We start from the raw sequence: 12,579 nt of genomic DNA on the forward strand, positions 1-12,579 counted from the left end.
ATAAACTTCAAATTAATATAGATATTGTTTAATACTTGTAATAGACTCAAATTGTTTTTTATTTTTACGCAAATATACTTTTATAATGAAACAGCATATTCCCAATATTCTCACACTTTTAAATCTTTTTTGTGGCAGTATTGCAGTGCTTTTTGCAGTCAATGCTAACTTTATAGTATCGGCATTTTTTGTCTTTTTAGGTATCTTCTTTGATTTTTTTGATGGTTTTGCTGCCCGAAAACTACAAGTGCAAAGTGAGTTAGGCCTTCAGTTAGATTCGCTTGCAGATATGGTAACTAGTGGTTTGGTTCCTGGAATTGTTATGTATAAATTATTGGAGTTTACCATGGAAGTATCTCCTGTTGGTACAGATTTTAGTGGCTGGGAAATGGCGATAAATTGGAATGGATTAACTTATTCGGGGCTTCCTCTTTTCGGACTTTTAATTACCATCGCTTCGGCATATAGGCTCGCTAAGTTTAATATAGATGATGAACAGCAAACCTATTTTAAAGGACTTCCTACACCAGCTAATGCCTTATTAGTTTTATCCTTGCCTTTAATTGTAGAGTTTCAAAATAATGATGCTATAAACACTGTTATTTTTAACAGATGGTTTTTACTTAGCTTTACGGTATTGAGTGCTTATTTGCTTAATTCTAATATTAAATTATTTGCACTTAAGTTTAAAGATTTTAGTTTTATAAATAATAAGAGCCGATATATCTTTATTTTGCTATGTATGGTTTTATTAGTGGTATTAAAATTTGTAGCCATACCTTGTATAATCTTGCTCTATATATTCATCTCTGTTTTAGAAAATTTAACTTCAAATTAAAGGATTATGGCCTCTGGTTTTTTTGCATTATTAGATGATATTGCTGCTCTTATGGATGATGTCGTGGTAATGAGTAAAATCTCTACCAAAAAGACGGCCGGTATTCTTGGCGATGATTTGGCGGTAAATGCCGAAAAAGCTACAGGGTTTGTGTCTTCTAGAGAGCTGCCAGTACTTTGGGCTATTACGAAAGGATCTGCTTTAAACAAGGTCATTATTTTACCAATAGCCTTTTTACTAAGTGCATTTGCGCCTTGGGGTGTGACATTGGCATTGATTCTTGGTGGGGTGTATTTAGCATTTGAAGGTGCTGAAAAAATATATCATGTCTTGTTTTATAGAAATCATGATGAAGCTAATACACAGGAAGATATTGATATTTCTTTATCTGAGGAAGAGCAGAAGGCTGCTGAAAAGAAAAAGGTAAAGTCGGCTATTTTTACAGATTTTATTCTCTCTGTTGAGATTATAATTATTGCCTTAGGTACTGTTGTAGGAGAACCTCTATTATTTCAAATTTTGGTGGTTACTATTGTTGCGGTTATTGCTACCATTGGGGTATATGGTATCGTAGCACTTATTGTTCGAATGGACGATATTGGGTTGAAATTAATAGGATTAAACACTAATAAAAAGAGTTTTACGCATCTGCTTGGTAACCTGCTTATTAAAACTTTGCCATGGGTTATTAAAAGCTTAGCTGTGATTGGTACGATTGCGCTCTTATTAGTAGCGGGAGGTATTTTTGTTCATAATATTGAGTTTTTCCATCATTTTTTGGAAAATATTCCTGGGTTTTTAAGGGATTTTGTTGTTGGACTGTTAGTAGGATTCACAGTACTTTTAATAGTGAAGCTATTTAATTACTTGAGAAACCGGATTTTTGCGTCTGGATAAGAATGTGTATGTATAAGGCGCTATTGCTCTGAATCTAGCGGGCGTTTTTTGAGTGTTCGTTTGGCTTTTTTTAAGCTTTCGTTTAGCATCCATTCAATCTGGCCATTGGTGCTGCGAAATTCATCAGAAGCCCATTTTTCAATGGCTTTGAGCATATCTTCATTTAAACGTAGTGCAAAAGCTTTCTTTTTTGGCATGATTATGTTTTATGCAAATATCTTGAAATAACAAGATCCGCTTCCATTTTTTTTTGAGTTCCTAGTAATAACTTTTTTTGGTCTTTAAGTATTAGCTGAATACCTATATTACCTTTAACATTTACGGCAAGACCTTTATTTCCATAAAAACTGCCACCCTTTAATCCCCAGCCGCCATATTCGGAGATGGCGTTGTAGGTTCTTGTTTCAGCGTGTAAAACATGCGACCAAGGAATGGTTTTCATTTTCCGATGTATGGGCCAAAATTGATAGTGTATACCATGGTCATCTATTCGAGTGGTAAGTTTAAAAATAAATACTATTGAGCAACACAGTATAACAATGCTGGATAAAAGTATGTAGTTGAGGATGCTCAAATTTTGTTTTAAAAAAGATTTAGTCAATAAAACAAATGGAACTACAATGCTTATAAGCATTAATACTATGAGCCACGTTTGTGTAAACCGTTGTTCTTCTTTGAAAATTTTCATGTTTAATGATTTAAAGTACCGGTATTTAATACAGGAGAGGCATCTTTATCACCGCACAATATAACCATAAGATTACTTACCATAGCTGCTTTTCGTTCTTCATCAAAATCTACAATCTCTTTTTTACCAAGTTCACCTAAGGCCATTTCTACCATGCTTACGGCACCTTCAACAATTTTGTGTCTTGCGGCAACAATAGCAGTTGCTTGTTGTCTTTTTAGCATGGCATTTGCAATTTCTTGAGCATATGCCAAGTATCCTATTCTTGCTTCTAAAACCTCTATACCAGCGATAGACAGTCTTTCGTCAATTTCTTTTTCCAATGTTTCGCTAACCTCATTAACACTAGATCTTAATGTAATATCCTCGGTATGACCTTCATCTGCAAAGTTGTCATAAGGATACATACTTGCTAGTTTTCGAACAGCCGCGTCTGTTTGTACGCGTACAAAATTCTCATAATTATCAACATCAAAAGCTGCTTTGTAAGTGTCTTGCACCCGCCAAACCAGAATAGTACTAATCATTATTGGATTACCTAGTTTATCGTTTACTTTTAAACGTTCACTATCAAAATTGCTAGCTCTAAGAGAGATTTTCTTTTTAAAATAAAGTGGGTTTGTCCAGTAAAATCCATTCTTTTTAATGGTGCCAACATATTTGCCAAACAGAAGGAGTACTCGAGAGTTGTTCGGTTGTACCATAACAAAACCTGGGGCGATAAAAACTGCTAAGAATGTAGCAATAACAAAGTTGAAATTCTCAGTAACAATTAAAGCCGCAATGCTTCCAACGAATAGCAAGAAAAAAACGAATAGCATAAGGTATCCATTAGCAGGTGTAATTATTTTCTCTTCTTTCATAATATTTAAATTTAAAATGATATTAATTTGATATCATAAAGATATAATAATATTTTTAATAAATTGAATTATTATTGAAGTATTTCCCACTAGCGCTTCCTTACCAACAACGTAGGTAATAATTGATAAAAAATAAAAAGAATGCTTATGTAAGGTGAAAAGGGAGGTTCACCAAGATATAAACAATTTGGTTAACCAAGATTTAACACAAGACTTTAAAGAGAAATAAAAAAGGATGCAATCTAACAATTCTTAGATCTTAGTCTCTAATTTTCTTTTTCCGAAGTTCGAAATTCTGACCTAAATAAACTTTTCTAACCATGTCATCGTCTGCGAGTTCTTCTGGCTTACCCGCTTTAAGAATACTACCCTCAAACATTAAATAAGTTCTGTCTGTAATTGCTAAAGTTTCTTGTACGTTATGATCTGTAATAAGAATGCCAATATTTTTTTTGGTAAGTTGGGCTACAATTCTTTGAATATCTTCAACAGCTACGGGGTCAACCCCTGCAAAAGGTTCATCAAGTAAAATAAAATTAGGATCGGTAGCTAGAGCTCTTGCAATTTCTGTTCGCCTTCGTTCTCCACCAGAAAGTAAGTCCCCTCTGTTTTTTCTAATATGGCCCAAACTAAATTCGTCAATAAGGGATTCCATTTTATGTAACTGTTCCTTTTTACTAAGCTTAGTTAATTGTAACACGCTTAAAATGTTGTCTTCAATACTCAGTTTTCTAAAAACAGATGCTTCTTGAGCTAAATACCCTATACCATTTTGTGCTCTTTTGTACATAGGATATTTTGTGATTTCTGTATTATCTAAATAAATATGACCGCCATTAGGCTTAATTAAACCAACAATCATGTAAAAACTGGTTGTTTTTCCTGCGCCATTAGGACCTAATAATCCAACAATTTCACCCTGATGCACCTCAAGAGATACGTCTTTTACCACTTTGCGTCCACTATAGGACTTCATCAAATTATCAGCTTTTAAAATCATAATTGCAATAACGTAAATTTTAATTAATTATTGGCTTCCAGAGCATCCCAATACTCATAAGCCTGGCGTAAGTGCGGAATAATAATTGTGCCATCAACTAAGGTGGCAATACTTAGAGTTTCAACAACTTCTTCCTTTTTTAGTCCTGCTTTTAAACAATTCTTAAGGTGATATTTTACGCAATCATAAAAACGTAAAACAACCGAAGTCACCAAATCTAGTAGTTCCATCGTTTTAATATCTAAAGCTCCTTCGGTATATGCATTAGTATCTAAATTAAAAATTCGTTTTATAATTTTATTATTATCTGCTAAAATTTTGTCGTTCACTTTAGAACAATAGTCATTAAACTCTTGTACAATATTAGACATGTTGTTTTTCTTTTTTCATTTGATTTCTTACAACGATCTTAGAGATGTAAATACTAACCTGATAAAGAATTATAATAGGAATTGCTACAATAACCTGACTAGCTATGTCGGGGGGGGTAATGATTGCGGATAAGATAAGCACAACTACTAAGGCATATTTTCTATATTTTCTTAAAATTTCGGGTGTTACCAGTCCAATTTTAGTTAGAAAGTAAATAATTATTGGGAGCTCAAAAATTAGACCAGAAGCAAGGGCAGACGATCTCACTAAAGCAATGTAAGAACTAATATCGATCTGATTATCAACAATCTCCGAAATACTATAATTTGCCAAAAAGTTTATGGATAGCGGCGTTACGATGTAGTATCCAAATAGAACACCCAAAAAGAAAAGTAACGATGAAATAATTATAAATCCTCTGGAATGACGTCTTTCATTGTCATGCAACCCAGGGCTGATAAATTTCCAGAGTTGGTAAATGATGTATGGGAACGATATAATAAAACCTCCTAAAATAGCGGTCCATATATCTGCAGAAAATTGGCCTGCCATTGTCCTATTTTGTAATATTAAAGGAATTTTTTCATTACAAAACGTGGTGTCTAGATTTATAAAGGTTGCTGTTTTGCATAAAAAATCATAAGTCGGAAAACTCATGTTCAATGGTGCAAAAATAATGGCGTTAAAAATAAACCTACTAAAAATAAAGGCTAAAGTTGCGACTATAACTACAGCTAAACAAATTCGTATTAAATGCCAACGTAAATCTTCTAGGTGGTCGAGAAAAGACATCTCGTTAATATTTTTTTTTGCCATTATATAATACCTTCTTTTATTATCTGATGTAAGTGAACCACACCAGCATAATGTCCATCTTCTTCCACAAGTAATTGGGATATATCATTGTTTTCCATAATCTCAAGGGCATCAATAGCCATGGCAGTGGCATTTATAACCTTTGGAGTTTTTCCCATAATGTCCCTTGCTGTTAAACTAGAAAAGTCATCAACAGAGCTTAACATTCTTCGTAAGTCGCCATCTGTTATGATTCCAATTATCGAACCATTTTCAACGACGGCGGTTACACCGAGCATTTTTTTAGATATTTCTACAATAACGTCTTTTATACTGGCATCCGGACTTACATTTGGTTTTTCATTGGTGGTGGATATATCCTGAACTCTTAGATATAATTTTTTGCCTAAGGTTCCACCAGGGTGATATTTGGCAAAATCTTTACTGGAGAATCCTCTTAATTTTAAAAGGCATACAGCCAAGGCGTCTCCCATTACCATTTGAGCTGTCGTACTTGTAGTTGGTGCCAGGTTGTTTGGGCAAGCTTCTTTTTCTACAAAAGCATTTAAAACGTAATCTGAGTTTTTACTCAAAAAAGAAGTGGTATTCCCAGTAATAGCAATGATTCTATTATGGGCATTCTTTATTAAAGGAATAAGTACCTTTATCTCTGGTGAATTTCCACTTTTAGAAAGACAAATAACAACATCGTCCTTTAAGATTAAACCGAGATCGCCATGAATAGCATCTGCTGCATGCATAAATACAGACGGTGTGCCAGTTGAATTTAAAGTAGCTACAATTTTACTGGCTATAATGGCACTTTTACCAATACCAGTAATAATAACACGCCCCTTTGAGTTATATATAAGTTTAACAGCTTCAGCAAAATCTGCAGTAATAAGTTGAGATAAGTTTGAAATAGATCTGCTTTCCATTTCAATGGTGTCCATGGCCATTTCAATGATGGAATTGTTGTCTTTCAAATTTTACTATTTTTGATTTTATGTTAAAGAATTTCTTATCTTTAGAGATACAGAAATTGAATTATATTGTAAATTCGTTACAAAATTAACGAAAAAAAATGAGGGGTCTTCAAATACATAATTAATTTGATAGGTATGATTAATAATGATGATTTGAAGTTAGAATAAGTAATTAATTTTCTTAAAATTGATGTCAATAGCAAAAAGTGAACTACACGCAGCTCTTAAAAAATATTTTGGTTTTAATAAATTTAAAGGACTACAGGAAGATGTCGTTGAAAGTATATTAGGAAGGAACCATACATTTGTCATTATGCCTACTGGTGGAGGCAAATCCCTCTGCTATCAATTACCTGCTTTAATGCAAGAAGGTACAGCCATTGTGGTGTCTCCTTTAATCGCACTAATGAAAAATCAGGTGGATGCCATACGAGGTGTTTCAAAAGAAGATGGTGTAGCACATGTACTTAACTCATCTTTAAATAAAACTGAAATTAAACGGGTTAAAGAAGATATAGTAAATGGTATTACTAAATTACTTTATGTAGCTCCTGAATCTTTAACTAAAGAAGAGAACGTTGAGTTTTTAAGAACGGTGAAGATTTCATTTATGGCTATAGATGAAGCACATTGCATTAGCGAATGGGGCCATGATTTTAGACCAGAATACAGAAACCTTCGCCATATTATAAAACGTATTGGAGAGAATATTCCAATTATTGGACTAACGGCAACAGCTACACCTAAAGTTCAGGAGGATATTATAAAAAACTTAGGAATAGGTAATGCAAAAACTTTTAAGGCGTCATTTAACAGACCTAATCTGTATTATGAAGTAAGGCCAAAAACCAAGACAGTCGACGCCGATATTATACGATTTATAAAACAAAATGAAGGGAAATCCGGAATCGTTTATTGTTTAAGTAGAAAGCGGGTGGAAGAGTTGGCTCAAGTGCTTCAAGTAAATGGTATAAATGCTGTTCCCTACCATGCAGGTTTAGACGCCAAAACCAGATCGAGTCACCAAGATAGATTTTTAATGGAAGATGTCGATGTGGTGGTTGCTACCATAGCGTTTGGTATGGGGATTGACAAACCCGATGTAAGGTTTGTTATTCATCATGACATTCCAAAAAGTATAGAAAGTTATTATCAAGAAACCGGAAGAGCAGGGCGCGATGGAGGTGAAGGCCATTGCTTAGCTTTCTACACCTATAAAGACATTGAAAAGTTAGAAAAGTTTATGTCTGGAAAACCGGTTGCAGAACAGGAGATAGGTCATGCTTTGCTTCAGGAGGTGGTTGCCTTTGCAGAAACTTCTATTTCGAGGAGAAAATTTATACTGCATTATTTTGGGGAAGAATTTGATAATGAAACGGGTGAAGGTGGTGATATGGATGATAATGTAAGGCACCCCAAGAAGAAAACTGAAGCTAAAGACGATGTTAAATTGCTGCTGGAAGTTATTAGAGACACCAATGAGAAGTACAAATCTAAAGACTTGGTTAATGTTATTATTGGAAAAGAAAATGCCCTTATTAAATCTCATAAAACCAATGAGCAACCATTTTTCGGCAAAGGTAAGGGTAAAGACAGCAAACATTGGATGGCCTTATTAAGGCAAGTATTAGTAGCTGCATATTTGCGTAAAGACATTGAAACCTATGGGGTTATAAAATTGGTTGATGCAGGGAAGGAATTTATAAAAGCCCCTAAATCTTTTATGATGACCGAAGACCATGTGTTTGAAGGAGAACAAGAAGATGGTTCTGTTATTACTGCGGCTAAAACAGGTCCTGCAGTTGCGGATGGTGTGCTCATGAAGATGCTAAAAGATTTGCGTAAAAAAAATGCAAAGAAACTAGGCGTGCCACCTTTTGTGATTTTTCAAGACCCATCGCTTGAAGATATGGCTCTTAAGTACCCGGTGAACATATCAGAACTTGGAAATGTTCATGGTGTTGGAGATGGGAAGGCCAAAAAATACGGAAAGGATTTTGTTAATTTAATAGCTAGTTATGTTGAGGAGCATGATATTGTTCGTCCAGATGACTTGGTAGTAAAATCAACAGGAACTAACTCGGCGAATAAGCTTTATATTATTCAAAACATTGATAGGAAACTACCACTAAGCGATATAGCATCTTCCAAAGGCCTAGAGATGGATGAGTTTATTAAACAAATGGAAGGGATTGTGTATTCTGGCACAAAACTCAATATTAGTTATTGGATTGATGAAATTTTAGACGAAGACCAACAAGAAGAAATTCATGAGTACTTTATGGATTCTGAAACTGATGATATTGATGATGCCATTGAGGAATTTGATGGTGATTACGACGATGAGGAACTAAGATTATACAGAATTAAATTTATTAGTGAAGTCGCTAATTAATTTGTAATGCTTAAACATAAGATTTTGTCTTTTTGTAATTGATGATAGTGCTTTTGTGCTTCTTGTATTTTGAAATGTCTCTCTTTTTCCATTATGGATGCTATCATATCTTCAGGCTAAGTATCTAAAGGCATCTGGTTTTTGGTAATATGTTGCCAAACTTTGCAAGTATGACATACAAGTTAAATGTCATAAAAAATCATTGCTGTAAAACGATGGTTATAATTACGGAGTTAAAAAGTAAAATCATAAATCATTTCATATATTTGCAGCTTAAATAAAATTAGAAACATGCAAGACGGTTTATACGCAAAATTTAATACATCTAAAGGTGAAATTTTAGTGGCTTTAGAGTACCAAAAAACGCCAGGAACAGTGGGTAACTTTGTTGCTTTGGCTGAAGGGAATCTTGAAAATTCAGCAAAGCCTCAAGGAACACCATATTATAATGGTTTAAAATTCCACAGAGTCATTCCAGACTTTATGATTCAAGGAGGATGTCCTCAAGGATCAGGAGCTGGAAATCCTGGGTACCAATTTGATGATGAGTTTCATCCAGATTTAAAACATGATGGACCAGGAGTGCTTTCAATGGCCAATGCTGGACCAGGTACTAACGGGAGTCAATTTTTTATTACGCATGTGGAAACACCATGGTTAGATAATAAGCATACTGTTTTTGGAAAAGTTGAACAAGGTCAGGATATAGTGGATGCCATAGCTCAAGGCGATGCTATAGAATCTATTGAGATTGTACGTCAAGGTAAAGAAGCCGAAGCGTTTAATGCTATAGAAGCCTTTAGAACTTTTGAAGGAGCTAGAGAAAAACGTTTAGAAGAAGCCAAAGCAGCTGCAGAGGCAGAACTTGAAAAAATAGCTACGGGTTTCAGTAAAACAGATAGCGGATTGCGTTACCAAATTATACAAGAAGGTAATGGCGCCAAAGCCGAAAAAGGAAAGACGGTTTCTGTGCACTACAAAGGACAGTTATCTGATGGGACAGTATTTGACTCATCATACAAAAGAAATCAACCCATTGATTTTCCTTTAGGAGTAGGTCAAGTTATTCCAGGCTGGGATGAAGGCATTCAGTTACTTAGTGTTGGAGATAAAGCCCGCCTAGTAATTCCAAGTAATTTAGGTTACGGTAGTGCTGGAGCAGGAGGAGTTATTCCGCCAGACGCTACATTGGTATTTGATGTAGAATTAATGGATGTTAAATAGAGAACATTCCAGTAACACATATTTTGAAAGCACCTAAGTAATTAGGTGCTTTTTTGCTTCTAAGGGGTAACAGTTGTCATTTGTAGTTCAAAAAATGTAAGTTAACCTCAATCTTTGTTATGTTTTTTCTCAAACTTTACATTTGAGATTTAAAGCAAATTCCTATGAAACTTAATGCCATAATTACCATAATGCTCATATTTGGTTCCATTTTTGGATATTCTCAAGAGTGGAAAACTTATCCCTATACCCCTTCTACGACCCCAACAACCCAAATAAGTTTTCCATTAGATGAAGGAAGACACGCTACCGAATCTTTGGAATGGTGGTATGTGTCTGGACACATAACAACTACGACTAATAAAGCTTATAGTTTTATGCTTGCCTATTTTTATAGACCTACCTCGGTATTTCCTTTTAATTTTGATGGGTTTAGGGTGCTTAATGTTACTGATGAAGAAACGGGTACTTTTTATCAAGATACCAAGGCCCTAAATTATAACATATTGTCAGAATTAGGTTTAGATATTGAAGCAGACTTATTCTTGGGGGGAAATGAATTTTGGAGAAATAAAAAAGATGGCGGAACTACTATTCCGTTTGAATATGAGTTGAGTGCCGCAAGTTCAGAAGTAAGTATTTCACTAGAATTAGTTACTGTAAAACGACCGCTAATTGTTGGTGGAGATGGTTTGTTTGATCAAGGAGCCTCTAGTTACACTTATTATTATTCGCAAACAGAAAATAGTGTTAGTGGCAGTTTAACAGTAAATGGCGAGACAGAGGCAGTTACAGGTGAAGCTTGGATAGATAGACAGTATGGAACGTTTAACCCTTTTACAGGGGAAGACTACGAATGGTTTAGTATAAAGCTTGATAACGGCACCGATTTGAATCTTTGGAACATATTTACTCCTAATAGAACGATCCCTAGTAATGCTAAGTACAGGATTATGTCTGCTTATGTCGATGAGAATCAAAATACGCAGTACACTATATCCGATTTTGAAATAGAACGCTTGGAGTATTTTTTTACTCCGGATAATGAGCGCTGTTATTCGAAAAAATGGCGATTAACATCTTCGACTAAAAATATAGACCTTATAATTACAAGTAATCACCAAACTTCTGAAGTCTTAATATCTGAATTGGGTTTCTATTTTTTTGAAGGCACAACAACTATTTCTGGTTCTATTAATAATATCCCTGTTAATGGTGTAGGTTTTGCTGAGTTATTGCATAGGTACGAACACCCAGAAATAAGTATATCGCTGCCCGCAAATGGTGTTTTTGACCCAGAGAGTCCCATTACTTGGAACCTGAACAATCCTGACGACGGTAGACCATTAACTTACGATTTGCTATATAGTATTGATAATAAAACAACCTTTAATACCATTGTTGAGGGCATACCAGAAACATCATATGTTTGGGATGGAACCCCAATATTAAATAACGAAAACGACGTTTGGTTTAAGGTTAAAGCTTATTCCAAGGACAAAACCTTAAATACTGAAGTTATTAGTTTAACTTCACTTTCTACATTAAGCATTTTGAATTTTGATAAGCCTGTTTTAAGTTTTTATCCCAATCCTGCTAAAGAAAGTATTTTCATAAATATAAATAACCAAGAGGAAGCGACTGTTGAAATAATTAATATATCTGGACAACAGATGCTTTATAAAACTATTAGTAAATCATTTAATCAAGAAATAAGCATACAAACACTACCTAACGGTATCTACTTTTTAAAGTTTAGTTCAAAAGGTGTAGAGGAGACTCTAAAATTCGTGAAGAAATAAACGAGCCATTACAATGCTGTAAGATTTATCGCTTTTGGAGGGGCAGGTAAAGCATTTATTTTAGTATACTGACGAATAAGCTTTTTAGGGTTGATTAGCTCTTTTTATAGCGCAGATTTTTGTAATAAGGCCCTGGTCGAAATCGTTAGATAATTCTCTATATTTGTTTTTATGACAGAGCAGGAACTATACAAATTACGATATCCTATTGGACAATTCGAATGTCCTAACCCTATAACCGAAGCACATATAATGGATTGGATAGAAACGTTAGAGCAGTTTCCAATTCGGTTCGAAGCGCTAGTAAAGCACCTTTCTAAAAAACAACTAGACACACCATACAGACCAGAAGGATGGACAATTAGGCAAGTTGTTCATCATGTCTCGGACAGTCATCATCATAGTTATACCAGATTCAAATGGGCGTTAACAGAAAACAAACCGCTTATTAAAGCTTATGATGAAGCCCTTTGGGCTGAGTTAGATGATAGCAAGAATTCGCCAATCCAAATGTCTCTGGAGCATATAAAGGCTATTCATTATAAATTAGTGAATTTATTAAGGTCTATGTCTAAAGAAGATTTTAGTAAAAGCTTTATACATCCAGAAACGGATAGCGAGGTATTGTTAAGCTATAATACAGGTAATTACGCTTGGCATAGTAATCATCATTATGCTCATGTTGAAAATATCATGAAAAGTAAAGGTTGGTTATAAAA

Annotated in this window: 13 protein-coding genes; 6 read left to right on the forward strand and 7 right to left on the reverse strand. The window is 34.5% G+C overall.

Annotated elements, in window-relative coordinates; translation table 11 throughout:
- Positions 1-85: 85 nt before the first annotated feature.
- Positions 86-838, forward strand: coding sequence for a CDP-alcohol phosphatidyltransferase family protein (locus E5D58_RS04190; protein WP_136480591.1), 753 nt, complete (start codon positions 86-88; stop codon positions 836-838).
- 6 nt (positions 839-844) lie between these two features.
- Positions 845-1,735 carry a DUF808 domain-containing protein gene (locus E5D58_RS04195; RefSeq protein ID WP_136480592.1) on the forward strand — a complete coding sequence of 297 codons (891 nt, stop codon included), beginning with the start codon at positions 845-847 and terminating at the stop codon, positions 1,733-1,735.
- Positions 1,736-1,755: 20 nt separating this feature from the next.
- Here the strand turns inward: E5D58_RS04195 and E5D58_RS04200 are convergent, their stop codons facing one another.
- From E5D58_RS04200 to E5D58_RS04230, 7 genes are all read right to left on the reverse strand, one after another.
- Positions 1,756-1,932, reverse strand: a complete 177-nt coding sequence (locus E5D58_RS04200) for an Arc family DNA-binding protein (RefSeq protein WP_136480593.1) — start codon at positions 1,930-1,932, stop codon at positions 1,756-1,758.
- Positions 1,933-1,934: 2 nt separating this feature from the next.
- Positions 1,935-2,177: a hypothetical protein gene (locus tag E5D58_RS15100; protein WP_136480594.1), complete on the reverse strand. Its 243-nt coding sequence runs from the start codon at positions 2,175-2,177 to the stop codon at positions 1,935-1,937.
- A 248-nt stretch (positions 2,178-2,425) separates the two neighbouring features.
- Entirely contained in the window at positions 2,426-3,286 is an 861-nt protein-coding gene (locus tag E5D58_RS04210; RefSeq protein ID WP_136480595.1) for an SPFH domain-containing protein, read from the reverse strand.
- A gap of 259 nt (positions 3,287-3,545) precedes the next feature.
- The gene (gene lptB / locus E5D58_RS04215) at positions 3,546-4,286 is read right to left on the reverse strand and encodes an LPS export ABC transporter ATP-binding protein (RefSeq protein WP_136480596.1); all 741 of its coding nucleotides are present in this window, start codon (positions 4,284-4,286) and stop codon (positions 3,546-3,548) included.
- A 23-nt stretch (positions 4,287-4,309) separates the two neighbouring features.
- On the reverse strand, positions 4,310-4,657 hold the full coding sequence (locus E5D58_RS04220; protein ID WP_136480597.1) for a carboxymuconolactone decarboxylase family protein: 348 nt from the start codon (positions 4,655-4,657) through the stop codon (positions 4,310-4,312).
- A complete protein-coding gene (tatC, locus tag E5D58_RS04225; RefSeq protein WP_136480598.1) occupies positions 4,650-5,474 on the reverse strand; it encodes a twin-arginine translocase subunit TatC in 825 nt (274 codons plus the stop codon). The genes E5D58_RS04220 and tatC overlap by 8 nt, the downstream gene beginning before the upstream one ends.
- Positions 5,474-6,391 carry a KpsF/GutQ family sugar-phosphate isomerase gene (locus tag E5D58_RS04230; protein WP_136480979.1) on the reverse strand — a complete coding sequence of 306 codons (918 nt, stop codon included), beginning with the start codon at positions 6,389-6,391 and terminating at the stop codon, positions 5,474-5,476. The genes tatC and E5D58_RS04230 overlap by 1 nt, the downstream gene beginning before the upstream one ends.
- Before the next feature lie 238 nt (positions 6,392-6,629).
- On the opposite strand from E5D58_RS04230, the gene E5D58_RS04235 reads away from it, so the two are divergent.
- The 4 genes from E5D58_RS04235 (at position 6,630) to E5D58_RS04250 (ending at position 12,577) form a co-directional block, all read left to right on the forward strand.
- Positions 6,630-8,834 (forward strand): RecQ family ATP-dependent DNA helicase, encoded by a 2,205-nt coding sequence (locus E5D58_RS04235; protein ID WP_136480599.1) that lies wholly within the window; start codon positions 6,630-6,632, stop codon positions 8,832-8,834.
- 291 nt (positions 8,835-9,125) lie between these two features.
- Positions 9,126-10,058, forward strand: coding sequence for a peptidylprolyl isomerase (locus E5D58_RS04240; RefSeq protein WP_136480600.1), 933 nt, complete (start codon positions 9,126-9,128; stop codon positions 10,056-10,058).
- Between the two features lie 164 nt (positions 10,059-10,222).
- Positions 10,223-11,860 (forward strand): lipocalin-like domain-containing protein, encoded by a 1,638-nt coding sequence (locus E5D58_RS04245; RefSeq protein WP_136480601.1) that lies wholly within the window; start codon positions 10,223-10,225, stop codon positions 11,858-11,860.
- Positions 11,861-12,031: 171 nt separating this feature from the next.
- Positions 12,032-12,577: a YfiT family bacillithiol transferase gene (locus E5D58_RS04250; protein ID WP_136480602.1), complete on the forward strand. Its 546-nt coding sequence runs from the start codon at positions 12,032-12,034 to the stop codon at positions 12,575-12,577.
- The last annotated feature ends 2 nt before the right edge of the window (positions 12,578-12,579 follow it).

Origin of the sequence: Cognatitamlana onchidii, assembly GCF_004804355.1 — a bacterium.
GTDB lineage: Bacteria > Bacteroidota > Bacteroidia > Flavobacteriales > Flavobacteriaceae > Cognatitamlana > Cognatitamlana onchidii.

Excerpts from the sequence above, each read along its gene's own strand:
- E5D58_RS04190 (WP_136480591.1), top strand. The coding sequence starts at position 86 with ATGAAACAGCATATTCCCAATATTCTCACACTTTTAAATCTTTTTTGT.
- E5D58_RS04195 (WP_136480592.1), top strand. The coding sequence starts at position 845 with ATGGCCTCTGGTTTTTTTGCATTATTAGATGATATTGCTGCTCTTATG.
- E5D58_RS04200 (WP_136480593.1), bottom strand. The coding sequence starts at position 1,932 with ATGCCAAAAAAGAAAGCTTTTGCACTACGTTTAAATGAAGATATGCTC.
- E5D58_RS15100 (WP_136480594.1), bottom strand. The coding sequence starts at position 2,177 with ATGAAAACCATTCCTTGGTCGCATGTTTTACACGCTGAAACAAGAACC.
- E5D58_RS04210 (WP_136480595.1), bottom strand. The coding sequence starts at position 3,286 with ATGAAAGAAGAGAAAATAATTACACCTGCTAATGGATACCTTATGCTA.
- lptB (WP_136480596.1), bottom strand. The coding sequence starts at position 4,286 with ATGATTTTAAAAGCTGATAATTTGATGAAGTCCTATAGTGGACGCAAA.
- E5D58_RS04220 (WP_136480597.1), bottom strand. The coding sequence starts at position 4,657 with ATGTCTAATATTGTACAAGAGTTTAATGACTATTGTTCTAAAGTGAAC.
- tatC (WP_136480598.1), bottom strand. The coding sequence starts at position 5,474 with ATGGCAAAAAAAAATATTAACGAGATGTCTTTTCTCGACCACCTAGAA.
- E5D58_RS04230 (WP_136480979.1), bottom strand. The coding sequence starts at position 6,391 with ATGGAAAGCAGATCTATTTCAAACTTATCTCAACTTATTACTGCAGAT.
- E5D58_RS04235 (WP_136480599.1), top strand. The coding sequence starts at position 6,630 with ATGTCAATAGCAAAAAGTGAACTACACGCAGCTCTTAAAAAATATTTT.
- E5D58_RS04240 (WP_136480600.1), top strand. The coding sequence starts at position 9,126 with ATGCAAGACGGTTTATACGCAAAATTTAATACATCTAAAGGTGAAATT.
- E5D58_RS04245 (WP_136480601.1), top strand. The coding sequence starts at position 10,223 with ATGAAACTTAATGCCATAATTACCATAATGCTCATATTTGGTTCCATT.
- E5D58_RS04250 (WP_136480602.1), top strand. The coding sequence starts at position 12,032 with ATGACAGAGCAGGAACTATACAAATTACGATATCCTATTGGACAATTC.